The organism is Halomicronema hongdechloris C2206, from assembly GCF_002075285.3.
In the GTDB taxonomy this organism is placed as follows: Bacteria; Cyanobacteriota; Cyanobacteriia; order Phormidesmidales; family Phormidesmidaceae; genus Halomicronema_B; species Halomicronema_B hongdechloris.
Genome location: NZ_CP021983.2, coordinates 759769 through 785741, shown reverse-complemented (window position 1 = coordinate 785741; position 25973 = coordinate 759769). Strand labels below are relative to the sequence as shown.

Annotated in this window: 22 protein-coding genes and 1 tRNA gene; 13 read left to right on the top strand and 10 right to left on the bottom strand. The window is 56.5% G+C overall.

The window, feature by feature from the left end; genetic code table 11:
- Positions 1–48: 48 nt before the first annotated feature.
- Positions 49–1164: a threonine synthase gene (gene thrC / locus XM38_RS03700; protein WP_391540801.1), complete on the top strand. Its 1116-nt coding sequence runs from the start codon at positions 49–51 to the stop codon at positions 1162–1164.
- Here the strand turns inward: thrC and XM38_RS03695 are convergent.
- Entirely contained in the window at positions 1161–1598 is a 438-nt protein-coding gene (locus XM38_RS03695) for a hypothetical protein (protein ID WP_080808842.1), read from the bottom strand. The two genes, thrC and XM38_RS03695, sit on opposite strands and share 4 nt — an antisense overlap.
- Positions 1599–1663: 65 nt before the next feature.
- Positions 1664–3130 carry a site-2 protease family protein gene (locus XM38_RS03690; protein ID WP_088429113.1) on the bottom strand — a complete coding sequence of 489 codons (1467 nt, stop codon included), beginning with the start codon at positions 3128–3130 and terminating at the stop codon, positions 1664–1666.
- Between the two features lie 392 nt (positions 3131–3522).
- Between XM38_RS03690 and XM38_RS03685 the strand changes: the two genes are divergently transcribed.
- Positions 3523–4215 carry an MBL fold metallo-hydrolase gene (locus XM38_RS03685; protein WP_080808847.1) on the top strand — a complete coding sequence of 231 codons (693 nt, stop codon included), beginning with the start codon at positions 3523–3525 and terminating at the stop codon, positions 4213–4215.
- Here XM38_RS03685 and XM38_RS03680 read toward each other — a convergent pair.
- The 3 genes from XM38_RS03680 to XM38_RS03670 form a co-directional block, all read right to left on the bottom strand.
- Positions 4195–5469: an HD domain-containing protein gene (locus tag XM38_RS03680; protein WP_088431506.1), complete on the bottom strand. Its 1275-nt coding sequence runs from the start codon at positions 5467–5469 to the stop codon at positions 4195–4197. The genes XM38_RS03685 and XM38_RS03680 overlap by 21 nt on opposite strands.
- Complete coding sequence (gene ctpA / locus XM38_RS03675) at positions 5459–6694, bottom strand: carboxyl-terminal processing protease CtpA (protein WP_080808850.1); 1236 nt, start codon at positions 6692–6694, stop codon at positions 5459–5461. Before ctpA ends, XM38_RS03680 begins: the two co-directional genes overlap by 11 nt.
- Positions 6695–6885: 191 nt before the next feature.
- Positions 6886–7086, bottom strand: a complete 201-nt coding sequence (locus XM38_RS03670; protein WP_137455003.1) for a hypothetical protein — start codon at positions 7084–7086, stop codon at positions 6886–6888.
- A 260-nt stretch (positions 7087–7346) separates the two neighbouring features.
- Here XM38_RS03670 and petB point away from each other — a divergent pair, with 260 nt between their 5' ends.
- The 7 genes from petB (at position 7347) to XM38_RS03635 (ending at position 13171) form a co-directional block, all read left to right on the top strand.
- Positions 7347–8015, top strand: coding sequence for a cytochrome b6 (petB, locus tag XM38_RS03665; protein ID WP_080808854.1), 669 nt, complete (start codon positions 7347–7349; stop codon positions 8013–8015).
- A gap of 80 nt (positions 8016–8095) precedes the next feature.
- Positions 8096–8578 carry a cytochrome b6-f complex subunit IV gene (gene petD / locus XM38_RS03660; protein WP_080808857.1) on the top strand — a complete coding sequence of 161 codons (483 nt, stop codon included), beginning with the start codon at positions 8096–8098 and terminating at the stop codon, positions 8576–8578.
- Between the two features lie 330 nt (positions 8579–8908).
- On the top strand, positions 8909–9331 hold the full coding sequence (locus XM38_RS03655; RefSeq protein ID WP_080808860.1) for an ATP-binding protein: 423 nt from the start codon (positions 8909–8911) through the stop codon (positions 9329–9331).
- A 107-nt stretch (positions 9332–9438) separates the two neighbouring features.
- Positions 9439–10434: a GDP-mannose 4,6-dehydratase gene (locus XM38_RS03650; protein ID WP_080809205.1), complete on the top strand. Its 996-nt coding sequence runs from the start codon at positions 9439–9441 to the stop codon at positions 10432–10434.
- 115 nt (positions 10435–10549) lie between these two features.
- The gene (locus tag XM38_RS03645; protein WP_080808863.1) at positions 10550–11407 is read left to right on the top strand and encodes a hypothetical protein; all 858 of its coding nucleotides are present in this window, start codon (positions 10550–10552) and stop codon (positions 11405–11407) included.
- A 96-nt stretch (positions 11408–11503) separates the two neighbouring features.
- The gene (locus XM38_RS03640; protein WP_202978816.1) at positions 11504–12652 is read left to right on the top strand and encodes a glycosyltransferase; all 1149 of its coding nucleotides are present in this window, start codon (positions 11504–11506) and stop codon (positions 12650–12652) included.
- A gap of 99 nt (positions 12653–12751) precedes the next feature.
- Positions 12752–13171 carry a hypothetical protein gene (locus XM38_RS03635; protein ID WP_080808868.1) on the top strand — a complete coding sequence of 140 codons (420 nt, stop codon included), beginning with the start codon at positions 12752–12754 and terminating at the stop codon, positions 13169–13171.
- 34 nt (positions 13172–13205) lie between these two features.
- On the opposite strand, the gene XM38_RS03630 is transcribed toward XM38_RS03635, so the two are convergent.
- Positions 13206–13646, bottom strand: a complete 441-nt coding sequence (locus XM38_RS03630) for a hypothetical protein (protein ID WP_080808871.1) — start codon at positions 13644–13646, stop codon at positions 13206–13208.
- Positions 13647–14028: 382 nt separating this feature from the next.
- Here XM38_RS03630 and XM38_RS03625 point away from each other — a divergent pair, with 382 nt between their 5' ends.
- Positions 14029–16173 (top strand): pentapeptide repeat-containing protein, encoded by a 2145-nt coding sequence (locus tag XM38_RS03625; protein ID WP_088429109.1) that lies wholly within the window; start codon positions 14029–14031, stop codon positions 16171–16173.
- A 28-nt stretch (positions 16174–16201) separates the two neighbouring features.
- Positions 16202–16540 carry a DUF565 domain-containing protein gene (locus XM38_RS03620; protein ID WP_080808878.1) on the top strand — a complete coding sequence of 113 codons (339 nt, stop codon included), beginning with the start codon at positions 16202–16204 and terminating at the stop codon, positions 16538–16540.
- 1049 nt (positions 16541–17589) lie between these two features.
- Here XM38_RS03620 and XM38_RS03615 read toward each other — a convergent pair.
- The 3 genes from XM38_RS03615 to XM38_RS03605 all read right to left on the bottom strand — a co-directional run bounded on the left by XM38_RS03615 (position 17590) and on the right by XM38_RS03605 (position 19115).
- Positions 17590–17680 (bottom strand) — tRNA-Ser (locus XM38_RS03615).
- Positions 17681–17762: 82 nt separating this feature from the next.
- Entirely contained in the window at positions 17763–18698 is a 936-nt protein-coding gene (gene murQ, locus XM38_RS03610) for an N-acetylmuramic acid 6-phosphate etherase (protein WP_080808881.1), read from the bottom strand.
- Between the two features lie 24 nt (positions 18699–18722).
- A complete protein-coding gene (locus XM38_RS03605) occupies positions 18723–19115 on the bottom strand; it encodes a DUF3110 domain-containing protein (protein ID WP_080808884.1) in 393 nt (130 codons plus the stop codon).
- 173 nt (positions 19116–19288) lie between these two features.
- On the opposite strand from XM38_RS03605, the gene XM38_RS03600 reads away from it, so the two are divergent.
- Both XM38_RS03600 and lepB read left to right on the top strand, forming a co-directional pair.
- Positions 19289–24538: a translocation/assembly module TamB domain-containing protein gene (locus XM38_RS03600; protein WP_080808887.1), complete on the top strand. Its 5250-nt coding sequence runs from the start codon at positions 19289–19291 to the stop codon at positions 24536–24538.
- Between the two features lie 252 nt (positions 24539–24790).
- Positions 24791–25402 carry a signal peptidase I gene (lepB, locus tag XM38_RS03595; RefSeq protein WP_080808889.1) on the top strand — a complete coding sequence of 204 codons (612 nt, stop codon included), beginning with the start codon at positions 24791–24793 and terminating at the stop codon, positions 25400–25402.
- Here lepB and XM38_RS03590 read toward each other — a convergent pair.
- Positions 25399–25971, bottom strand: coding sequence for a ComEA family DNA-binding protein (locus XM38_RS03590; protein WP_088429107.1), 573 nt, complete (start codon positions 25969–25971; stop codon positions 25399–25401). The genes lepB and XM38_RS03590 overlap by 4 nt on opposite strands.
- Between the last annotated feature and the right edge of the window lie 2 nt (positions 25972–25973).

The window sequence follows — 25973 nt, the reverse complement described above, 5'->3', positions numbered from 1 at the left end:
ATAGACCGAATCTTGCTGATGCCGCGGTTCAAGTGATCTATCGTGACCCTGAGCTTAAATAGCCCTATCTCTGAGAGTCCCCAGGCTGACTATCCTGCCATTGGTACACGTCCTTGGCCAGGGTTGATCGAAACATATCGTCCTTTCCTGCCGGTGACAGATGCCACCCCAATTGTGAGTCTGTGTGAAGGTAATACCCCGCTGATTAGGGTGCCAGCGATTGCTGAGCGTGTCGGTCGCTCGGTGCAGGTGTTCGTCAAGTATGACGGCTTAAACCCAACCGGCAGCTTCAAAGATCGAGGCATGACCCTGGCCATCTCTAAGGCTAAGGAAATGGGGGCTGAAGCCGTCATTTGTGCCAGCACTGGCAATACCTCAGCGGCGGCGGCAGCCTATGCTCGTCGCGGTGGCCTCAGGGCGTTTGTGATCATCCCGGATGGCTATGTGGCCATGGGTAAGTTGGCCCAAGCCCTACTCTATGGGGCTGAGGTTTTGGCCATTCAGGGCAATTTTGATCAGGCCTTAACCATGGTGCGTCAATTGGCTGAGCACTATCCAGTCACCTTGGTAAATTCCATCAATCCCTTTCGCTTGGAGGGGCAGAAGACGGCGGCTTTTGAGGTAGTGGACGTTCTGGGAGATGCTCCGGATTGGCTATGCATCCCCGTGGGGAATGCTGGAAACATCACGGCCTATTGGATGGGATTCTGTGAGTACCACCAGCAGGAACGGTGCCAGCGCTTGCCTCGGATGATGGGATTTCAGGCAGCGGGGGCGGCACCTATGGTGCTGAACCACACGGTAACTCATCCAGAAACGGTGGCTACGGCTATTCGCATTGGCAATCCGGCTAACCGTGATCGGGCCAGGGCAGTTCAGGAAGCGAGTCAGGGCGAGTTTTCAGCCGTCACTGATGAAGAGATTTTGGCAGCCTACCGATTGCTGGCAGCAGAAGAGGGGATTTTCTGTGAACCGGCCAGTGCCGCCTCTGTGGCTGGCTTATTGAAGGTTAAGGATCGGGTGCCTGCTGGGGCAACGGTAGTCTGTGTGCTCACGGGGAATGGGCTCAAAGATCCGGACACGGCAATTAAGCACAGCCAAAATCAGGTGAAGGGAGGGTTGCCGGCTGATCTAGAGACCTTGGCTGGGGTTATGGGGTTTTAACTAGATGACCACCCTTTGACCCGATCGAAGGTGTCTCCCAAGGCGGTGGTTAGAGCTTGGCGCGTTTGTCCGTGTTGGTGCCGTTCGCATTCTAGGGCTTGACGCAGTTGTTGGCAACGCTGCAGGACAGCCGTTAGGTGCGATCGCAACTCGTCGATAGTATTGATGTCCGAGATCTGTTGCTGGGACAGATCCACCGCGTGCTCTAGAAAATCAGTCCCCTGACCATTGAGCTGGGTTAGGGTTTCCTGCAGAGACTGCAGCTGCGATCGCAACGCCTGCGTATCCTGTCGTCGCTGTCGCGCCTCAGTTTCATACAGCCGCCGCCAGGTAGCGGCACTGGCATAGGCATCATCGCGCTCCTGACGTACTTGGGCCAGTTGCTGCTGCAGGGTGCGGATTTCAGCTAGCCACTGAGTGACATCGTGGGCCATGGATTTGTCCTCACCAGACAAGAGAGCACAGGGACTTCCACATACTCTAGCAACCCACTACTGACTCAAAACAGTAGCGACAGCAGCGGGGAAGGAGCCGGTAAGACAATCATCACCAGCACAACCAGGGACATTAGACCCCAGAGGTCACGTTGATTATCCAACTCACTCACATCATTCAGAGCGGGCTCATCCACTGCCGGAATAAAAAACAACAGAATCGCCCAAATTAGCAATTCCGGATGCACCACTGCCAGCGCCAGCACGAGTAGGCGTGACACTTGACCAATAATAGCCCCAGTACGTTGACCATACATGGCATGGACAATGTGCCCGCCATCCAGTTGCCCCACCGGCATCAGATTGAGAGCCGTCACCACTAACCCCAAACAGCCAGCCACCGCCATGGGATGCAAATGAATGGCATGTTCTAGGGTCAGGCGGCTGCCTAAGGCTAGTTTACTCAGCAACGCTACCATGACCGAAGCACTGGGGTCGAGGGCCTCAAAATTAAGTAAGCTGGCTTCCTCCGCTAACGGCACCACAGTTGACAGCCGTAACCCCAGGAGCAGCACAGGCAAGGTAATGACTAGGCCAGCCATAGGACCAGCGATGCCCACATCAAACAGGGCGCGGCGGTTAGGCACCGGCGAGCGCATCTGAATAAATGCCCCGAAGGTCCCTAGAAAGAAGGGCACCGGAATGAAATAAGGCAACGTCGTCTGAATCTGATACCGCCGCGCCATCAGATAATGTCCCAATTCGTGGATCCCTAAAATGGCCATTAGGGCTAAGGCATAGGGCAATCCCCGCAAAATCGAGGCCGGGTCTGCTTGCAGCGTCTCTTCAGACACCCCGGCAATGATCGCGCCCACCCCGGTGGTGGTGAACACCGTCGTCAAAAATAAACCCAGGGCCAATCCCGGCCGGGTCAATGGTGGTTGGGTAGACATTTGCTGGGTCTGAGTGCGGGGATTAGGCACTAGGGCGAAGAACGGCTTACCATTAAATCCCTCTTGAAATACCAACAGAAACCGATCCCCAAAGCGAGAGTGGACATTCTCTCGCACCGTCTCGTAGGCCACCGTTGGGGTTGCCCGCAATTGTCCCCGACAGATCATGGCCTGGGGACGATATTCGATGTTTTGTAGGTAATAAACCGTCCAGGGGAAGCAATGCTTCAGCGTCGCTTCTTCATCCCGGTTCATGGGGCGTAGGGTAGATTTTGATTCCTCTGATGATGGCAGTGTTGTGCGCTCAGAGGGCCTAGCCTTGACCTGAGCAGCAGGCTGCGGGCGGCCCCACTGAATTAACCACCAGTACAGTAGGGGACATAGGACAAACAAACTAATCAGCAGCACCGTGGGAAAAGGCTCTTCGCTGCCCTGCACCGAAGCCCAGATCACCAAGCTAAAGGCAGGCAACATCATCACCAGCCACAGTAACCACGTCGGCGTGCGAGTGACATTAGCCACGCTGCGCTTGACCACAACGTAGGTAAAAATGCCCAGGAGAAGCAACCAGAAAAGCATGGCCGATATCACAATAAGCCGTTAAAAAAATCGTTACCCTACCTGACGTTAGCAATTATCCCAAAGTGTCTACCGGGAGACATTGGGGCAGGTCCAAGTTTGGCCGTGAAGGGGGATTAGAAGAACATGGCCGATCTCGACCTGGGCTAGATATGGGACGGGACATTGGTGCCTTGTTATACATGCGCTACCCGACGACTGCAGCAAGACAAGCTGGTGAGCCACTGTTATCCTCAATGGTTCAGACATTCCAAATGCCTGATAGCCCAAACTGACCGGTGCAAGTGATCACCCTCTCCATCCTACCGGTCCTCGGTCAGGGTAATCCACAGAGGGGACAGGCATTGGCTACCATTGAGAGCGATATCAACAGCGAATCATAGGGGATAGCTATGACTGCACCGACGGCAACTTCCCCGAAGTTGCCTCGCCAAATCCTGGACACGGTATTCGCGTTTCCCCCCAATCGGGAGACGTTAGGGGCTACTGCTTACCTCATTGTAGAGAATGATGCCCAGGGACGGTCGGCGAACCTGCTGGTGGATACACCAGCTTGGCATCAGACTAACGTGGACTTTTTGCAGCAGCAGGGCGGCGTTCGCTGGCTGTGCCTGAGTCATCGGGGGGCCATTGGCCAAGTTAACGAGTTCCAAAAGGCCTTAGGCTGTGAGGTGGTGATTCAGGAACAGGAGGCTTACTTACTGCCCCAGTTGCAGCCCACCACCTTTCAACAAACCATCGACCTCAGCCCCACCTGCCGTGCCCTATGGACACCAGGCTATTCGCCCGGTTCCGCCTGTTTGTACTACGAGGCCTATGGCGGCGTACTCTTTACGGGGCGCCATCTGTTGCCGGATCCCCAGGGACGACCGACGCCCCTACGCTTTAGCAAGACCTTTCACTGGCCACGCCAACTGCGACAGGTGCAGCGGCTAGCCCAGGCGTTTTCCCCCGAGACCTTAGCCTATCTTTGTCCAGCGGCTAATACCGGTTTCTTACGGGGAGATCGGATCATTGCCAATGCCTACGAGCAGCTGCAACAACTCGATCTAGAGGCGCTGCGCCTAGTGGCTCCGCTGCTGTAGCTGATGATAGAGGTGATGGGCAGACTGCTCCCAGGCGCGGGGGTACAATAGCCATAGACGGGCATGGGCCTGGGTCAGCGTCTGCACAACTGGCGAGAGTTGGTTGATGTCTTGCAGGCCATTGCCGGTGCGCACTAGGATGCCGTGCTGATAGAGGGTATAGCCCCGGCTCCAGATACGGCGCAGGCCACTATAGCGGGCTGCTTCCCATCCTTGCTGCTGCATTTGGTGTTGTAGCATTTGCAGTAATGCGGTGTGCTGGTTGTCTGGCAGGGGGGTTACTTCCAGTGCTTTCAGCAAATCACGATCCAGAAACCGGCGACATAGGTCTGACAACAATGGGTCACTGTGGTGTTGCCAGCGGTGTAGGTGATAGAGAAAGACAATGTCATCGCCGCTGAGGTAAGTGTCGAGGGCGAGCTGGTGGTTGGGCTGTGTCAACCAGGCTTGAACGGTGGCATCGGCGTCTAAGGCACCGTGGTATAGGAGTTCCCGGGCCCGTTGCAAGGCTTGTTCTAACACCCAGGCGGCGGTAAGGTTCTTGGGATGGTTATAGACCTGGGCATACATGAAGTAGCGCACTACTAGATAGTGCTCGATGGCCGCTAATCCCTTGCGGGCCACGACGAGTTGCTGGGTGAGAGTGTCCATCTCCAGGGCCATCAAAATCCGATCGAGATCGAGGTGACCATAGCGAGCGCCGGTGAAGTAGCTATCCCGCAGCAGATAGTCGAGTCGGTCGCAGTCGAGCTGGCTAGAGACTATCTGCCAGACCAAGGGCACCGGATGCTGGTGAGTGTAAATCTGGTCGATGGCTGCAATTAAATCGGGAGAGACTTGCTGCAGTTGCGATCGCACCTCCGGGGCTTGCTGTAAAATCCGGCGGGTCCATTGCTCGTGATGGCAGCCGAAGATGTTTTCGGCGGTATGGCTAAAGGGGCCATGGCCAATATCGTGCAATAGGGCAGCACAGAGCACCGCGGTGCGATGCGATCGCAAAATCGGGTGCTCCTGGGCCAGGCGATCAAACACCCGCCGGGTAATGAACATCACCCCCAGAGAATGGGTGAATCGAGAACTTTCGGCCCCATGGAAGGTCAAACTGGCTGGTCCCAACTGCCGAATGCGGCGCAACCGCTGAAAGGGAGACGTATCGATGAGGCGAATCAGTAGGGCCTCTGTAGGCTCCTGACCATCCAGTGTAATCGCCCCATGCAGGGGGTCATGATAGGTACGGTAGGGTTTACTGGGCACCGGCAATCACCGCTGGGGCGGTTAGCATCTCCACCGCCGCCTGATACTGCTGATCCTGATCTGAGCCAAACTGCGTTCTTGGCGTGGGAACAGCCTCGACCACCTTATCGGGAGTGATGCCAAGGCGATGAATATCGTGGTGGTTAGGGGTCTCATACTTAGCCACGGTCACCGCTAAGCCAGCCTCTCCCGGCAAATCAAACAGAGATTGAATCAGCCCCTTGCCAAAGGTGACATCACCCACCAACCGGGCCCGACCATTGTCCTGCAGAGCGCCGGCCAGAATCTCACTGGCACTGGCAGTCCCTTGATTCACCAACACCACCAGTGGATCCTGGGTGTGAGCGGTGCCGTTGGCCTCATAGCTATCAAAGACTCCCTGACGGGTCACCGTATAGACGATGGTGCCTTCATCTAACCACAATCGGGCCACTTCGATCCCAGCTTGCAGTAACCCGCCCGGATTATTACGCAAATCGAGCACATAGGCTTCAGCCTGTTGCTGCTCTAAGCGGTCAATGGCAGCCGCTAATTCCGAGGTGGCATTGGCATTGAACTGGCTCAGACGCAGATAGCCAATCCGCTTACCGTTGGCCCCTGTGCGCAGATCGGCATAGACCGGATTCAAGGTGATGCGATCGCGATTCAGGGTCAACTCCATCGGTTCCTCATGGTTCCGTTGCACGGTCAGGGTCACTGACGTGCCCACAGGTCCCCGCATACGCCCCGCCGCCTCATCCAGCGTCAGGGTAGCGGTTGAGGCCCCATCAATGGCCAACACCCGATCTTTGGGTTGAATGCCGGCACTGGCAGCTGGAGACCCTTCAATGGGAGCAATGACCCGCAGCGTCTGGCCATCTTCATCCTTCGTAATCTGTAAGCCCACCCCCATCAACTCCCCAGAAGTCGTGGTTTGTAGGCTCTGATACTGCTCTGGCTGCAGCAGCCGGGTGTAAGGATCCTCCAGACTGCTCAGCATCTCCTTAACCGCGGCATAGGCAGCGTCCTGATCCGGTAGCGGCCGCTTTAGCCAACGCTGGCGAACAAACCACCAATTTTGCTGATTGAACGTATCGTCTAAGTAGACGCGATTGACAATGCGCCAGGCTTCTGCGACCAACTGCTGGGGCTCACTCAGAGCCCAAGTTGGGGCCCCGCCCAGCCCTAGCCAGACCAAACCCGACAACAGTAGCGCGCCGACAACCCTAACTAGTCGCTTCTTCATAATGGCGATTTTAACGACCTTGTTCTGACATCGCTCACGGTCCTGGATACCAACCCTTGCGATCGCAGCTACACAGTCGCTCCTGCTCCTTGCGATTCCTGGGCAGCAGGCTAGGTAGCTCAGTAAAAAAAGGTATCAGGGCCATTAACTTCTTCTATACCTTGTTATCTACGTTATCTACTCTAATTAGTTCAGTAGATAAACCAAGTTCCTCCCTCCAGTTTTGACCTATTTTCTGGAATCGTAGCCGCGGTCAGCTCAGGTGCGAGATTCGGTACTACGCCTACCTCGATATCTAAGCTGCCTGCCCAAAACCCCATCAAGCCTGAATCAGGATTTACGGCACCTGATCCAATTAGGTTAGTCATCAGGTTAGTCATCAGGTTAGTCATCAGGTTAGTCATCTCTTCCTAAAGCCAAGAGCCGATCGGCTCACCAGTCTTAACAGCATGTAAATGTTTGTAACAGCTCTACTCTGGCATCTTCTAGCTAGATTCCCCGGTATAGGTCTGTTTCTCAGCCCAGGGGCGGGGCAGGCAGCGATTAGTCTCGACCTGTTTTTGCCAGAGAATCGCTGCCTGGCGGATGACGCTATGTTACATTTCTTGTTAACGGCAATGTTTAATTACAGCGTTATAGAGCGTCCCGCTTCATGTTTACTAAGCAAGTCACGGATTCCAAGGCGTATCAGTGGTTCAACGAGCGCCTCGAGATTCAAGCCCTGGCTGACGACATCACCAGCAAGTACGTTCCTCCCCATGTCAATATCTTCTACTGCCTGGGGGGCATTACCCTAACCTGCTTCCTGATCCAGTTTGCGACTGGATTCGCTATGACCTTCTACTATAAGCCGACGGTCACCGAAGCCTTTACGTCAATTCAATACATAATGACCGACGTCAACTTCGGTTGGCTGATTCGCTCCATCCATCGCTGGTCCGCCAGCATGATGGTGTTGATGATGATCCTGCATGTGTTTCGGATCTATCTCACTGGCGGATTCAAAAAGCCCCGGGAGTTAACTTGGATCACCGGGGTGATTTTGGCCGTGATTACCGTATCCTTCGGAGTAACCGGCTATTCGCTACCCTGGGACCAAGTGGGCTACTGGGCGGTTAATATTGTCTCTGGCGTTCCCGGCGCTATTCCGGTAGTCGGTGGTGCCATCGTTGAGTTGATGCGTGGCGGCGAGGCTGTTGGGCAAGGAACCCTAACTCGGTTCTACAGCTTGCATACCTTCGTGCTTCCCTGGCTAATCGCCGTGTTCATGTTGTTGCATTTCCTCATGATTCGCAAGCAAGGGATTTCTGGTCCGTTGTAAGCTATAAGCACCTTACCCGGTGTATAGCTTGCTTGGACAAGCCTGGTTTTATCACTGTCGAGGACACTACACGATTAACTATGGCCACACTGAAGAAGCCGGATCTTAGCGATCCTAAGTTGAGGGAAAAGCTGAAGCAGGGAATGGGGCACAACTACTACGGTGAGCCCGCTTGGCCCAATGACTTGCTATATACATTTCCCATTGTTATCCTAGGCACCATTGCCTGCGTCGTTGCCCTAGCTGTCTTAGACCCTGCCATGGTCGGTGAGCCAGCTAATCCCTTTGCAACGCCACTAGAGATTCTGCCCGAATGGTATCTCTATCCAACCTTTCAAATCCTGCGGGTGGTTCCCAACAAGGTGCTAGGAGTTACCATGATGGCATCTATTCCGCTCGGCTTGATGTTGGTGCCTTTCCTGGAGAATGTCAACAAGTTTCAGAATCCATTCCGTCGTCCTGTGGCAACGACAGTATTCTTGTTTGGCACTCTGGTGACCCTCTGGTTAGGTATCGGTGCCACATTCCCCATCCGAGAGTCCTTGACCTTGGGGCTGTTTTAAGGATTCAGTTCTACAGTTTGGGTAAGATAGCGCTTGAGTTGGGAAGAAGGCTTTCCGTCTCGAGCGCTTTTGCCTAAGAGACGACTTAAACCTGCCTGGGCAGTAGGCAGCGTCAGGTCTTTAAAGCACACCGGCAACACTCACACAAGAGCACTCAAATTCTTGACAGACTGTGCTTGGAAGGCTACTCAGGCTTTGCTTTGCGAGTGAGTTCTAAGAGTAGCGAATCGATACCGCCACCGATAAGATTCTCGGATACCCTATTCAATAGCGGCAATGACAGTCAGGGCAGACATCCGGTTGGACTGTATAAGATGCATCGGGCAGAGCATGGTAAAGCAAGAGCATCTGGTGGTGGCAAGTCGGTTGGATGTGGTATCTCAGGTCCAACATTGGTTTCAGGAAACCTGCCAGTCCCTTGATGCAGATCTCTATTGGATTAAAGATCACATCGATCGATTGAATTTAGCCCTGACCGAGGGGTTTACCAATGCCGTTCGCCATGCCCATGCTGAACTTCCCCCTGAGACCTCTATTGACATCGATCTGGCCCTCTCTAGTCAGCAAGTAGAAATTCGCATTTGGGACTACGGTCAGCCCTTTAATCCAGACCAACTGCAAGAACCCAAGCCCGGTACTCTCTTGAATAGTGGTTATGGTTGGTTTCTGTTACGGCGGCTGGCGGATCGGGTAACCTATCAGCGAGTGACTGGGGAGCGCAACTGTTTATCGATTATCAAATACGGGCGCTGACCTACAGGGAACACTCCAGTCTAGGACTGGCTGCTCTCCATCGCCTTAATTCTGCTGATTGGCGGCTGATGGCTAACCTCAGCATTCCGTTTCATATCAATGAGTCTATGACTAGTACGGCACTAATTACGGGAATCACTGGGCAGGATGGTTACTACCTGAGCCGTCTATTGCTTGACAAGGGCTATCGGGTGGTCGGGCTGGTGCCGCCAGATCGTCAAGAAAGTGTCACCAAACTGGATGATTTGGCGGATCGGGTAGATATTTACTCCGTTGATCTGACCGATAGTCAGGCCCTGCGGCTGGCTGTCGAACAACTCTTGCCCACAGAAGTCTATAACTTAGCGGCTCCTAGCTTCGTTCCTGATTCTTGGGCAGATCCCCTGGGAACCCTCGACTTGATTACGGGGACAGCCACTCGCTTATTGGATGCGATTCGCGCGGTCAAGTTGCGGACCCGCTTCTATCAGGCCAGTAGTTCTGAGATTTTCGGTGATGTGCAATCGGCCCCCCAGTCTGAGCAAACTCCGTTCCGGCCCAAAAATCCCTATGGCGCTGCTAAATTGCATGCCCATTGGACGATGGTGCATCATCGAGAACATTATGGTCTCTATGCCTGCAGTGGTATTCTCTACAACCATGAATCACCACGGCGCCCCCCCCAATTTGTCACCCGCAAGATTTCTCTGGCTGCGGCCTCGATCAAGCTAGGCCTGACAGACCGCTTGGTGATGGGTAATCTGGATGCGAAGCGCGACTGGGGATTTGCGGGAGATTATGTGCAGGCCATGTGGCAAATGTTGCAGATGAAAGCTCCTGATGATTACGTGATCGGTACAGGATGCTTGCATACCGTGCGGGATTTAGTGGCGGCAGCCTTTGCCGCAGTTGACTTGGATTGGACTGGCTATGTTGAAGTGGATCCAACCCTGATTCGGGCGGACGAGCACTTTCAACTGGTGGCGAATCCTACTAAGGCTAAGCAAAAACTGCAGTGGACGCCGCAGGTGAGTTTTGAGGAACTAATAGAGCACATGGTGCGACAAGATCTAGAGCGCCTGCAGGCGGGAACAGTGGCGCCACTGGGAGGTCACTCGTCTTAACTCCTAGAAACTAAGGCCAGCCAAAGATTTAGGATGCTTCCCTGGGGACTCGGAGCTGCATTGAGACAGACGCAGGGGCCACAGACCCTCATTATGACTGAGAGTACGTTAGGTCATGATCCAGCGCCTGCTCTATCGCGTGCTGAAGGGCGATTTATATCGCACCATCGGTCGGTTTTTGCTGGTTCGTAGATTGTATAGTTGGCTGCAGGGAAGGCGCCAAGGCCGCCAGCCTTGGCGCTATCGACTGCGCTTGCGACCCAGGGAAACGTCTCTGGTGGAGGGAGTTGAGGCGCATCAATATGTAGCAGAACTACGGCAAGAAGCCGTCAGCTTTCGGTTGCGGTTGCCACCACAGCTAGTCAAGCAAATTTACCAGTTCGCTGAGACTGCTGATTGTCGGGAGCCGGGCCGTGATGACCTGTTTCGTGCCAGTGACATCAAGGCGGGCAAGGTATGCCAGGATATTCCGGTATTGCGGGGACTGGTGCAACATCCAATGGCTTGCGATGGGGTAGAGCACCTGATGCGGGATCCGCTGCTGCTGCAAATTGCTCGGGACTATCTTGGCTATTGGCCCAACCAAGTGATGGCGAATCTGGTCTGGTCCTTTGTCGTGCCTGAGATGCCTGAGGCTTTGAGAAAAGAGCGCTACAATCCCCTGAGCTATCATTACGATGTGGCAGGCTTCAATTTTATGTCGGCTTACTTCTACCTCACCCCGGTGGATGCCCAGTCGGGAGCCCATGTGATGATTCGTCAATCCCATGGTCGCAAGCCTTGGTATGCTTGGATGGCTAGACGGTCTGGGCGGCAGCCGGATGAGCGGCTATTCCAGTATTATGGCCGTGCTCAGGAGTTGGTGATTGAGGGGGCGGCGGGCTTCGGCTTTGTTCAAGATCCGTCCTGCTTTCACAAGTTGCTGTCCCCAACCAAGGCTGATCGCTTACTATTGCATATTCGCTATGCCTGACTCTGAGGCTGATGGTTAACTGGAAAGCAGGATTTTGCGGGACGCGGCTACTCCTGTCGGCTTAGGTCTACCGTTAATTTATTGGCTGTTGCTTTTGTGAATAACGCTCCAGGTCCATCGACAACATCTCCGGCCTATGTCTTCCTATTCTTGGAGGTTTTCTCCTGTGAAGGGGGGATTCAATCTTACGTTAGGGATATCTTAACGGCCTATCTGAAGCAGCCGCACCCCTTGCCTGCTGAGGTGTTGCTGCTGCGGGATGGTCCTGATTGTGAGAATCCTCTAGAAGGTGTGGCCTTGCACTTTACCTATTTGGCCAGTCATTGGCCTAGCCTGGGGCGATTCAAGTTGGTGGTGGGACTCACTTATTATCTGCTGCGCTATCGGCCTCGGCATATTATCTGTGGGCATATTCGCCTGGTGCAGTTGGTGGCGGGGTTATGCCGCTGGTTCCGGTTGCCCTATACCGTTATGACCTATGGCAAGGAGGTCTGGCACCCGTTGCCAACGGCTGAGCGGGCTGCCTTACAGGGAGCGGCGCGAATTTGGACCATCAGCCGCTACAGCCGGGATCGAGCCTGTCGGGCCAATGACTTGCAGGCCAGTAAGGTGCGTATGCTGCCCTGCGTGGTGGACGGAGAGGTGTTTACACCAGGACCTAAGTCGGCAGAGTTGGTGGAGCGCTATGGCTTAGGCGCGGGGTCTGTGTTGATGACGGTGGCTCGCCTGTGGTCGGGAGACATTTACAAGGGCGTTGATGTTACGATTCGAGCCTTACCTGCGATCGCATCTGCCATTCCCGACGTCAAATATCTAGTCATCGGCCGCGGTGACGATCAACCCCGCCTGGCTCGGTTAGCCCAGGATTTGGGGGTGGCCGATCGGGTCGTCTTTGCCGGGTTTGTGCCCACGGCAGATTTAGCCGATCACTACCGCCTGGCAGATGCCTACATCATGCCTTCCCAGGAGGGATTTGGCATTGTCTATTTAGAAGCCATGGCCTGTGGCGTGCCAGTACTCGCCGGCGATGACGATGGTTCTGCCGATCCCCTGCAGGACGGTCGCTTGGGTTGGCAGGTCCCCCATCGTGATCCAGAGGCAGTGGCGGCTGCCTGCATTGAAATCCTCAAGGGTAACGATCGCCGTTGCCAAGGAGAGTGGCTGCGGCAAGAGGTATTGGCTCACTTCAGCGCCGAGGCCTTGACACGCCGTCTGACAGAGTTGCTGACGGATCTCCCTACCTAAGGGGGACTAAAGCGGAGACAGCAGAGGCGTTAAAATAGGGACTCCCCCCTGGTGCTTGCCAGGCCATGGGGATCGAAGTCAATATGCGAGGATCCCCCCGTGAACCCCAACGGCCTCAAAACTCTTCAATTGAACCTATCCGGTCTGGGATGTTGGTTGACGGTCATCGGTGTGGTCTGGCTGCTAGGAGCCATTGGCCTCGGATGGCTGGTGAAGTCAGCGTTGGTATTGTTGCTGCTGCTGTTGCTGGCGCCGGCACTCATATTTCTTGGCTTTCGCTGGTGGTTACAGCGCAATGTTGTGCAGGGAAATTGTCCGGTCTGCCGCTATGAACTGACTGGGATCAACGGCATTCAAAGCCCGTGCCCTAGTTGCGGGACAGTGCTGACCGTCAAAGATGGTCAGTTTGTCCGGCCCACTCCAGAAGGAACCGTGGATGTGGATGCGGTGGAAGTATCGTCTGTGGACGTGTTAGAGGAGTCGGCTGCGGACAATTCATCGGAGTCTCAGGGGGGATAGTGACTCCACCCTCCGGCTTCACCCTACTGGCACCCTACTGGCTAGATAAGGTATCAGCCTGTTCAATGGTCAGGGTGTAGTCAGGGGAGGTACCGCGTTGCTGGCGACCGATGTAGAAGTCATAGTTGCCTTGGTTGAGTAATCCTGGGGCCGTAATTACGCCCTCACTAAAGCGATCCATCTGCAGACATTCCCGGAAGTTGTCTGGCCCTAGAATCAAGAGCGTTAACTGGTCGCCGCCGGCCACTTCAATATCCAGGGAGGCGAAAGACTCGGTGACATTTAGGGTCTGGACGGGAGCATCGGTAATGAACCCACAGTTAGAGGTTGCCTGGCCACTGGCTGTGCCACTAACGGTGATGGGGTCTGCCAACGGGGTTGTGGCAGTCGATTGAGCCATGGCGGCACCACCGGCCAAGAGTAGAGTGGTTAGGGTGGTGGGCAGGAGTCGTTGGCGAAGATTTTGAGTAACCATGGCGATATCTCCTCGGTAGCAGGAAAACAACTTTGAAAAAATCAATAATGAGTCTTGCTTTTAGGCTGTCTACGCGGGATTCTCGTAGACGAGCGTAGGTTTGCATAATGGGTGAGGGCCTGGGGAATTAGGCTGCCCCTGAGCCCGACTATCTTGCCGGCAGCTGCACCAGGGAAGCAAGGATGTCAACAGGGGGACTAGAGCGGCTTCCTATTTGCGTCTACGATAATCCTAAATGAGTCGCAGGATACTTTAGGCCATAGGTGTGCCAGTTCCCCGGGCGGAAAAGTCTTAGGACCATGGCAGCAAATGGGGCATGGCATGTTACAAAATGAGCAATGTTGTGGGCAATACAAGTAGTCTCCTGCCCTAGGACTAGGCAATGGCGCATCCCTCTCCCCATCATCCCCCCAGACTATTGGCACTACGACCGGCGTCCGCGCAGAAGGTAGGGCTGCATCCCCTACTATGGCGACGATTGCTGGCCTGGGGAATCGAGGTGGCCTTGTTGGTGGGGAGCATTGGGGTGCCGGTGCAGCTGGGGCTATGGGCCAATAACACCGAAGCGCAAAAGGTTGCCTTGGCCCCGCCGCTGCGGTGGACGCAAACTGCGATCGCACGTACCCTAGCCTTGCCTAAACGTCACCTCTATAGCGAAGTTAGCCCTCTCACCAACGGGCTCTGGTCTATGGCAGTGGGGTTGCCACTAGTATTTATCGGCAGCCAACTGTATAGCTCGGCTCAGACCGGCCGCCCCCTGACCAAGCGTTGGGTGGGCCTGCAGGTGATGGTGCTAACCGGCAATAGACCAGGAAGCTGGCGAATCTTACTGCGATCGGCAGGACGTTGGGTCGGCCCCTTGGGACTGGCCTATGGGGGATGGTACGCCATCGGGGCATTTCCGCAGCTAGGCATCCTCGGGGGCCTAACCCTGCTGGCCTTGACCGGGCAGGGTCTGACTGTGGTCATGGGCAAGGGGCGCGGCTGGCATGATCGTCTAGCGGGCACCGTGGTGACAGGGAGTGAAGCGGCCCAATTCCCTGACCAGCTGCCGATGGCAAGTAGCCCCGGTGAGGATTCCCCCGAAGTGACCGCAATTAGCGGCGGCAAAGTCTCTCAGCCTGACAGCGTCGCCACTGCCAGTGGCCTCACCTATCGTGTCCTGGGTCCCCAGGCTAGTGGCCTCACCATGGGACGGCATTGGCGTTTGGGGATCGGGGCCTGTTTACTGCTGGCCACCATCGCCCTAGGAGGCCTATGGCTGCGAACTCGGGAGCAGGCCCGGCAGACTGACTATGTGTTTCTATCGCTGGTAGATACCCTCTCCCAACCGGGGACGCCACCCGCAGAGCAACAGGCTGCCGTGCTAGCTCTTGCCAACAGCGGTGATCCTCGGGCAGTAGCCCTGTTAGTCGATTGGCTAGCCCAGGCTGACACCCCAGCAGATTGGCAGATTCTGCACCAGGCATTGGTGAGCATTGGGGTAGAGGCGTTGCCCCCCCTGCATCGCCTCAATCAGACCCTAGGAGCCGAGATCGGGGCGTCATCATCTCCACCCGATGCCACAGAACGGGGACGGCAGCAGGTTGTGAAGCAAACCCTGGCCGAACTCTTAGCCCTAGCGGATGGGGTGGCAGGAGTAGACCTGAGCCAGGCGTATCTAGGCCAAGTGAGCCAAGGGGCAGACACCTTTTCATTGGTGCTGGAACAGCAGAACCTGGCCGGATTGCACTGGCGGGGAACGGTATTGACCGGGGCTCGCCTCAGTCAAAGTCGCTTCTCAGGGCCGGGACCCGATGGTCATCTCGATACCTATGACGATTGGGTAGCTGATCTGCGCGGCGCCGACCTCACCGAGGCTGATTTGAGCCGGGCTGATTTGGCGCAGGTGCCGTTATCGGGAGCTAGCCTACTGCGGGCCAACCTAAATGGGGTACAAGCCACCTATGCCGATTTCAGCGGCGCCAATTTAGGTGGGGCCGAGCTGGTGGCGGCTCAATTGGAGCAAGCGATACTGCTGGGAGCCCGGATGACCGGGGCAGATTTGACCAATGCCAATTTGGCCGGGGCCGAGCTAGAACGGGCCCGGCTCAACCAGGTTGCCGCCTCCGGGGTCAATTTAAGCCGGGTCAATGCCACCCGGGCTGAGATGCAGGAGGCGGATCTAACCGGAGCCGATCTGACCCGGGCGGTGCTCATCGCTGCCGACCTGACCCGAGCCCAGCTGCGAGGAGCTGATTTGAGGAACGCGGATCTGCGTCAAGCCAATCTACGGGGGGCAGATTTACGTCAGGTCCTCTTGCCGGGGGCTAAACTGGCCGGGGTCGATATGGCTGGGGCCCGCTTCGGTGACGAGACCCGCCGAACCGATCCGGAGTCTTTCATCGCCAAGGATACGCAGGTGGCGAAGACAGATCGGTTTCAGGGGATAGACTTTTCCCAGGTGCGCAACTTAGACGCTCAACAACTGCGGTTTATCTGTGCCCAGGGGGGGCAGCATCCGGCCTGCTCCCGTGACCCGTCTTAAGAGAGCTTGATTAAGAGCTTGAGAGCCTATGCAGCGGACTCGTCTCAATACCTTGGTCGTGACCCTGACGACACAGCTGTCGCTCTGGTTGGTGAACCCATGGCGCCGGCTGTCGGTAGTGCTCATCAGCCTGTTGCTGGGTCACTTTTTCGGCGTTGCGATCGCAGCTTACACCGGTCAAGCTGCCGAGCAGGATATTCTGATCGCGGCCATTTTGGTGGTGGTGACGGAGGTGATCAGTCGGTGGATTTACCGACAGCCGCTGGCGGCAGGAACGCGGCGATCGGTGTTGTCAGAAGCCGTCAATGCCTTCAAGTTAGGACTCACCTATAGCCTCTTCGTAGAGGCCTTCAAGCTAGGCAGCTAGGCCGACGGCAGGCAATTTAGCCCTGGCATGGGAACCCAGATCATTCATTCTCAGTCAACTACCGGGAGTATCTCCAAACCTAGAGAATATCCTTGGTAGCTTCTTCAAACTTTTGTGAGGAAGGGATGGACAAAGGGGCCTGAACTTGGCCTTGCCGGTCCAAGGATTTCATACTGGAGCCATATACAGAAAGCGCTATTGCCCCCTAAGCCTATACAGAACGATTTATCCCAAGCTACTATCTACGGGAGATCTCCCAGGTTGCCGCGGCAATGTCTGGGAGATTTCTCTTTAAATGTCACTAAAAATGTCACTAACTATCGCCAGGCTGCGCTGCGTTGTTTCAGGCTTCAAAGTGGCGCCAAATTATGTGAGGAAACGGTAGGGGCTGACGGTGGCAGCTTGTCTGCCCAAGCAGACCTGACGATACTAAGGTCATATACAGAACTCGCTTAACGCGACCCAATCCTATACAGATCGCTTTATCGACTTAACGTCTATTGAATAACCCCGGAGAGCTCCTGATATCTACTGCGGTAGGTCGGGGGCTTTTTCGGTCTTGTCTATCCTCGTCAGGCGCACAGGGTCAGTCCACCTTTTTGCTGAGTCAGCTGGTGTTTTAGGTGAGTCAGCTGAGGCATGCCCAAGGTGAGCGGCCATCCAGGATGCCTGGACACCTCCTAGATTCCTGGTCAGGTCAGGTAGCAGAGCGAAAAGGCAAAGGTCTAGGAATATTGATAAGGGTATTGCCCAACTACAAGAGGTCAGTTGCTATTTACGAGAGAATTGGCTCTCCTGCAGCAGCAGGGGCCGCAAAGTACTAGCGTAGAGTTCAGCGCCTAGCAGCAAAATGACTGAGCACGCGTTGCAGACAGGCTGATAACAGACTCGTTGCGAAAACATCATTCCGCCATTCTGGGCCAGCGTAGCGCGGCCCGGAATCCAGGTAGATGGCTAGGCAACCAGCAGACGCGACTTCCTGCTACAAGTTACGAAGCGCGGTGCGTCACACTATGCAATGACCGCCTATGCTTAATCGCTGAAACCAACGGAAGCGGAGGGATTCGAACCCTCGAGGGAAGGTTAAGCTCCCCTACCTCCTTAGCAGGGAGGCGCTTTCAACCACTCAGCCACACTTCCTTACTCTGTGCTCTAGCTAGTGTAGCAGTCTCTGCCCTGGCTCGATAACACTTTTTTTGAATCTAATTACCTGGATCTGGCTCTAGAGGATTGGTGGCGATACCGCCGCCACCTGCAGGGCCTGGCGCAGGTCGCCCTGATGTTGCGCCAGCAGAGCATCAGCCGTGTCGGCGGCCAAGTCAGCCCAGTGCATCAGCAGAGCCAGCTTCACCCGCTGGCCACTTTGCACCAGCAATTTGGCAGCCTGCTCTCGCTCCAGCCCAGTCAGATCTCCCAGGATACGCAGGGCCCGATCCTGTAATTTTTGATTGGTCACGGCCACATCCACCATGCGGTTGCCATAGACCTTACCCAGCCGCACCATGGCCCCCGTCGACAGAATGTTCAGGGCCATCTTGGTGGCGGTGCCGGCCTTGAGTCGGGTGGAGCCCGCCAACAGTTCCGGTCCCACCAGCAGGCGGATGTCTACATCTACCGTGGCTGGTACCTGATCTGCGGGCACACAGGCCAGAAAAATCGTCGTCGCTCCCCGTTGGCGAGCAGCTGCCAATGCACCGTGGACATAGGGAGTGGTGCCGCCGGCGCTGATACCCACCACGACATCATGGGGGCCCACCTGGCGCTCGGCCATAGCCGCAGCTCCATCGGCGGCCACATCCTCCAGGCCTTCAGAACTCTTAACCAGCGCCGTTGTGCCCCCAGCCAGGATACCCTGGACAAGCTCGGGCGAGGTGCAGAAGGTGGGGGGACACTCGGCGGCGTCTAGTACCCCGAGGCGACCACTGGTCCCCGCTCCGATATAGAACAACTGCCCCCCCTGCCCCAGGGCCAGGGCAATGCGATCGATGGCGGTGGCTAGGGACTCACGGGCAGCAGCAATGGCGGCCAGGGTATGTTGATCTTCCTGGTTGAACAGGTCCACCAACTCTAGGGAAGAGAGTTGGTCCAGTTGGCGACTGCGGGGATTACTCTGCTCGGTGAGCAGGTAGCCCCGATCGTGGATATCAGAGGGGCTCATGGCGGGGATGGCACTGCAATGACACTACAACAAGCCTTCCAGCCGTTGGCGAATGCTGTCTAGTTCCGCCTGGGAGAACTCTTCGGCATTATCTGCAGTGGGGCTGGTAGCCTCAGCCGGCCGACCGTCTGGATCCCAATCGGTGCGGTCAACCATATTCTCGGGAGGCACAGCCAGGGTGCCCTCGGGCACCAACTTGCACTCATAGCCAGCGGTCTGACAGAATTCTTCAATGTCTTCGGCGTCAAAGGCTTCCACCGCCGCTTCTGGAAAGTCTTGAGCCTCCAACATCAGCCCAAAACGGGTAGCATCGTCTTCATTCTCGAACATGAGAACGACGTTGCGATCGCTGACTTTTAGCGTGTGAATCCCTTCGTTCTCGGTGCGGGCATTGAAGAGCAGCACGTACACCATCATTCTCGATTCACCTCTGGGTTGCTCGTTCTATATTAGAGGATGTTTGAGGCCTGACGATGTTGCCCTGTTCCGACTGTTACGCGCTGTTATGACAGTCTCTATGGCGAGAGCAGCCTATTCATTTTCGGCAGGGTTCATTAAGATTTGGATGATGTTGCTGGTGTGAGGCGATCATGAGTCAGTCTCCCAATCCAGGTTCCGAGTCTCCATCAAATAGGGGGCGGCGGTGGACCCGCACCCTCTGGATAGCTGGGTCGGTGGCTGTCTTAGGCGTGGCCGCAGGGGCCTGGTGGGGCTGGGTGTTTATCCATGAACGCCTGTCTCCCCTGGTGGCTCGCTCCCTTAGCAATATTGTTAATCGTCCGGTGGAATTGGGAGAGGTGGAACGGGTAACCCTGACCGGGATTCGCCTGGGTCCGTCGGCCCTGCCGGCCACGCCTACAGATCCCGATACGGTCTATGTGGAATCGATTCGGGTAGGGTTTAACCCGCTGCAGATACTCACCCGAGAGCTGCACCTGACCATCACCCTGGATGAGGTGAAGGCGGTGGTGGAGCAGGACCAAGAGAGGCAGTGGCTCGATCTAGACATTGAAATTCCTGAGGAAGAAGCATTCATCAAGTTCAAGACTGATCGGGTGCGGGTGCGCCAGGGGGAAGTGCTGCTATCGACCTATGACCTAGAGACTGAGGCGCCAACGGTGTCCTTGGCAGACTTAGAGGGTACAGTCGATATTACCGAAATCGAGCAGCCGGACCGGGAAGAGGTGGCCCGTCAGTACGATGTCGATCTGCAGACGCGCCTGCTGCAGGGAGGGGAGTTGGAGGTGCAGGGGGCCTATCTGCAACCGCCACCGCCGCAGGAGGCAGCTGAGGCGGCCCCAGGAGCTGGCATCACGGCCAATGTGGCGGTGCAGGCCCAAGGACTGGCAGCTAAGGCGGTGGTGCCATTGGTGGAGTCGTTTCTGCCTAATCCTTTGCCCCTGACAGTAAACGATGGGCTGATCGATGGCAATGTCATGGTAGAGCTGGCCCCAGAGCAACCGATCGCCCTGGGAGGAACGGCCCGGATCCGTCGGGGTGAGGTTGCACTTCCATCCTTGGCCCAGCCCATCAGCGCCATCGAGAGCCAACTGCAACTGCGGGACGGCCAGATTCTGGTGGATTCCCTGGCCGCTGAGCTGGATCAGCTCTCAGCCACCGCTGAGGGCGTCATTGACCTAGAGCAGGGCTATGACCTCAGCGCTGAAGCCAATCCCTTCACCGTGGCCGAATTAGCGGAAGCCCTGGCCTTCGAGGTACCCATCGACACCACCGGCATCTTTGCCGCTGAGGCCACCTTAAAGGGGCCCTTGGGCGACCCAGAGTTAGCGGTCAGCTTGGCGTCCCAAGACACGGTTATCCTCGATAAAGTCGCCTTTGCTAGCCTCAGCGCCGACCTACTTTGGCAGCAGCCAACGATTACCATCGAGTCTCTACAGGCTCGTCCCCTTGAGGGCGGAGAACTAGTCGCTCAGGGGACCTATACCTTAGGGCAGCCCGGCACCCTGTCCTTAGACGTCGACGGCTCTGAGCTGCCAGCCGATGCCATTGCTCAGGCCTATGGCCTGCCAGAAACGGTCACTATTGGCCCGGTCTCCCTGACTGGCCAGGTGACTGGCCCCCTCGATCGCCTCAATGGAGACGCTAGCTGGCGGGCTCCCGGTGGCACCTATCCAGCCCGAGGAGACATCGCCTTCACCGATGGCGTCGTCACCCTGCAAGATACCTTCGTCCAGGTAGCAGGGGGCACCGTTATGGTGGATGGCATTCTAGAAGACGGCGACTGGCAGGCCGCCCTGCGGGGTCGGGGAATTCAATTGGCTCGCTTGACGCCCGCCCTCAACGGCAGTGCCAGCGGTCAGGCCAACCTCAGCGGTAGCCTCGATAATCTCACCCTCCAGGGTATCCAAGGGCAAGGAGCCATCACCCTGGCCCTGGCCGCTGGAGAAATCTCTAGCCAGGCCACCCTGGCCAATGGCCGCTGGACGGCCCAGGTGCGGGGCCAGCAGTTGGCGCTAAATCAATTCTCTGATCAGTTGCAGGGTCAGGCCAGTGGCAGCTTCAACCTTTCCGGTCCCATCGATCAGCTCAGCCTGGCTGCCATTCGTGGCCAGGGATCGTTCAACCTGGCCTCTGGATTGGCCAGCTTTGCCAGTGCCTCGCCCCAACTGGCCCAAGTCGATACTCCTTTAACGGGTCGGTTAGTCTGGGATGGCCAGCGGTTACAGATTCCCCAGGCCAGCACCGCCGACCTGCAGGTGAGCGGGTTCATTATTCCTCGTCTAGATGGGGAGGGAGCCCCTACCATTGCCAGCCTCAATCTCGATATCCAGGCCCAGAACTATGCCCTGGCGGCTCTACCGTTACCGGCGGCGGTGGCTCTGGAGGGACAGGGTAGCTTCAGCGGCCGTCTTACCGGTAACCTGAGCGACTTACGTCTGCAAGGGCAGGCCCAATTGGCTAACCTGGCGGTGAATGATCTAAAGTTTGAATCGCGACTCTCAGGACCAGTACAGTTTTCTAGCCAGACCGGCCTCACCGTCGCCCTCACTGGCCAGCAAGATGAAATCTTTGTGGACTATGGCACTCGCGATCGCACCTTAGACTTCACCCTCCGGGCTGGTGAGGCCCTGGCCACTGGCCGCACCGACGGCGATGTCCTGCGGGTTAATGCTACCCAGTTCCCCTTGGCCGTTCTCAATCTGGCCCTGGGAGAACAGGCCCGCCGCACCCCGGTGCGAGGCACCGTCGAGACCGCCGACCTCAGCATTAATCTAGACAACCAAACTGTCGTAGGCCGCCTCGACCTCAGCCAACCTAGTTTCGGCTATCTGGGTGTCGATCAGATTGTGGGTCGCATCGCCTACAGCGATGATCGCCTCAGCTTCAGTGGTGCCAAAGTAGTTACCGGAGAAAGCAAATACCTCCTCACTGGCTACTACGACCGCAGCCAAGCCCCCGCCCTCAGGGCTGAAGTCAACGTGGACCGGGGCAAACTCCAAGACGTACTGACTACCCTGCAGTTCTTCGAACTCAACGACCTGCAGCGGGGCCTAACGCCACCCTCCTGGGCCGGCCCCGATGCCCCAGAGAACCTAGAGACTATTCTGGCTACTGCCCCTGCGGGTGAGCCAGAGTGGTCCCTGCTCGACCAGCTGCGACGACTGGCGGAGATCCAGGAACTCCAGGATATTGCCGAGACCGAGGCCGAGGCTGCTCCCTTACCTCCCCTGAGCGACCTCACGGGAGATTTCTCCGGCAACCTGACGGTCAGCGGCTCTCCGCCAGAAGACATCACGGTGGACTTCGATCTAGAGGGCCAAGATTGGCAGTGGGGATCTCGTTATGCTGCCGATCAGGTGATAGCAGAAGGCAGCTACACCAATGGTTTACTGCAGCTCCAACCGCTGCGATTCCAGGCAGCCGATGCGGCCCGCCCCATCTTTGTCAACATCAGCGGTGAGTACAGCCTTGACCCCACCGACACCGTGGCCCGTACCCTTACTCTGACGGCTGCAGGCATCCCCCTAGCCAACCTGAGTCAACCGCTGCGATTGCCCCGCAGTCTACGAGGACGACTCGATGCCCAAGCCAGTCTCACTGGGAATCTCAGCAATCCCCAGCTGCGGGGGGCCATGAATCTGGAGGAAGCCAGGATAAATGGCAATTCCATTCAATCGGCCGAGGCTAAATTTATCTACACCGATGCCCGGCTGAATCTACAAAGTCAGATGGTGCTCGATGATCCAGAGGATCCCCTGCTGCTGCAAGCCAGTGTCCCTTATCAACTTCCCTTCGGCGAACAGGGTCCTGATAGCAATGAGCTATCCCTAAATGTCGACATTCGCGACGATGGCCTCGCCCTGATCAATCTCTTCAACAACCAGATCGCCTGGCAGTCTGGCCAGGGAGATCTGACCCTGAGGGTGCGAGGCCCCTGGTCCGGCGATCCACGAGACCTGGCCCGTCTATCGATTACCGGCCAAGCTGACCTGGAGCAAGTCACCCTGAATGCTCGGGTGCTGCCCGAACCCCTGACCAACATCACTGGCTCTTTGCGATTTTCTCAGCAAGACATCATCGTCGAGCGCCTACAAGGCACCTTCAGCGATGGTCAACTCTTTGCCCAGGGGACCTTTCCCTTGGGCACTCCCCTGGTGAACACCCCTGAGCTCCCTTCCTCGGCACCTCTAGCGCCACCAGACAGCAGCCCACCCCTCGAGAGCCTGAGGCAACAGCCCTTGTTCCTAGCCATGGATCAGATTGCCTTAAATCTGAAAGGGCTCTATGCAGGGCAGGTTAACGGTCGTGTTGTTGTTGGTGGCAGTGCCCTAGGGGGAGCCGCTCTGGGTGGTGTCGTGGAGCTCTCCCAGGGAAGAATTTTCATCCCAGAGCAAGCTGCTCAGGCAACGCCTGTCGATGCTACTGCAGCCGAAGCCGGCGGTCCCCCCCCGCCCCGTCTCAGCAATCTCAGAGTATCCTTGGCCAACAATGTGCGGGTGGTGTCAGATCCCATTTTGAATGTGGCTGCCAGTGGCGATCTGATGGTTAATGGCCAACTCTCAGACTTGCGCCCCGATGGCCGCATTAATCTCGGCTCTGGTCGCATCAACCTATTTACCACCTCATTCCGCCTAGCTGGCAATGACAACTGGGCCGAATTTACGCCGGAGTTGGGGCTAGAACCTGAACTCAACGTGGCTTTCCGAACCTCGGTGCCCGAAGCTACCGGCCAGACTACAAACCTAGTGCAAGCCTCTCCCTTTCCCCGCTCTGAAGTCAGCGATCCGCCACCGGATCTGTTAGGGATTAACCAAGGGGGGCTGCGCACCGTCCGCATCCGGGCCGAATACTCAGGTCGGGCCAGCCGACTGAGTCAATTTGCTCAAACCACCACCGATGCCTCCGTCGGTCAACTACCGCCAGGCTTAACCCTGACCAGTACTCCGCCTCGCTCCCAGGGAGAACTCCTATCTCTAATTGGTGGAGGTTTCTTGACGGCGCTGGAATCTACCCTAGGCAGTGTCGGCGGCGACGGAGACGACTTTCAAGGACTATTGGCCCTAGCCGGAACCGCCCTCTTCAATACCATCCAGGACGCCCTAGGTAGTGCCCTCAGCCTGAGTGAATTCCGTATCTTTCCGGTTACCCCGACTTCAGCCCAAGATAGTGACACGGCTCTCGATGTGGGAGCCGAGGTGGGGGTTGATATCAATTCAGACTTGTCGGCCTCGGTGCTCAAGGTGCTGACGAATGACACCCCGGCTCAGTTTAATATTCGCTATCGTCTGAGCGACGAATTAACCCTGCGGGGCATCACCAGCCTGCAAGAATTTGAGGAACGCTCCGGTATTTTGTTGGAATACGAGACCCGCTTCTAGGGAGCCTGGAAATAGGGTGGGCGGGGTGATGAGTGGATGGGTGACGGGGTAAAGGGGTGATGGAGGGAGTAGCGTGGGTTTGCCTTGTCCGAACCTAGTTAAGGGGTGTACAGCAAGGGGAAGATCCACGGGCGAAGAACAGAGGGGCAAGGCAGGTAATGGGGAGGACGGAGCAGAGAGAGTAGGGGACTAATATGGAAAAGGTATCGTGGCTATAGCCAAATATCGCAACTGCTGTCCTCAACAACCTCAATGGCGCCCGACCCCAATTCTCCTATACAATCTTCCTCCTCAACTAGTACCTCTGAATCCCCTAGTCAGTCTCCGTGGCAACGCTGGTGGCAATCCCAACGGGATAATGTTCGCTTGTTGGCAGTGGCCTTAGCCATTGCTCTGCTGACCCGGGTGTTTATTGCTGAGCCTCGCTTCATTCCCTCCAACTCCATGGAACCCACCCTAGCCATTGGCGATCGGTTGATCGTGGAGAAGGTATCCTATCGCCTCAGTCCGCCCCATCCTAAAGATGTGATTGTGTTCCAGCCCCCGCCGCAACTAAGAGAATGGGGCTATCGTGGCCGCCAGGCCTTTATCAAGCGAGTCATAGCAGTTCCTGGACAAACTGTATCGGTGCAGCAGGGGCAGGTCTATGTGGATGGCGACCCCCTACAGGAGGACTATATTCTAGAGCCACCCCAGTACCAGATGGATCCTGTCTATGTGCCTGAGGGGCATGTGTTTGTCATGGGAGACAACCGCAACGACAGCAACGATTCCCATGTATGGGGCGTTTTACCCCAGGACAATATCATCGGTCGAGCTCAGTTCCGGTTCTGGCCGCTAGATCGTCTCGGCTCTCTCGGTTAGGGGCGCAAATAATGCAGTAAATGGGCCATCAGCCCAGGAGATATCCCCAGGCGTTGCTGAAAGTCGGCATGGCTGCGATAGCTACCACCCCGCTGGCGCTCGCGCACGATGGCTCCAGCTAGGGACATCGAACACCCAGGAATCTGGCTAAACTGAGCCACGGTTCCCTGGTTCAGCGATAGTCGCGGTGCTGATTCCAGCCGTTCAGAATTGTAGTAGCAAAACTGCAGAATCGGAGCAATTGGGTATAGGGCGTGTAGGGGCAAATTTAGAGCTGCCGCCACATCTTCCAGGCTGTAAAAGGGTACCCCTGCCTGCCGCAACTGCACCAATACCCGCGCTTGATGAATCGAGATTGTCGGCAGGCGTAACCAGTCGTCTAGGGTGGCTTGATTGACATCAATGCGCGTGCCTCGCTGGGCAGCCCGCTGCACCTCGGCGAGGGAGCGAAAACGTTGGTAAGGCTGGTCAACAGATGCACCGCCGATCCAGGCAGGGGACTGTCCCTCTGCCAGTAGGCCTTGCAGCCACTGGCCGATAGTGCGTAAGAGGTCAAGCAACAGATTCATCA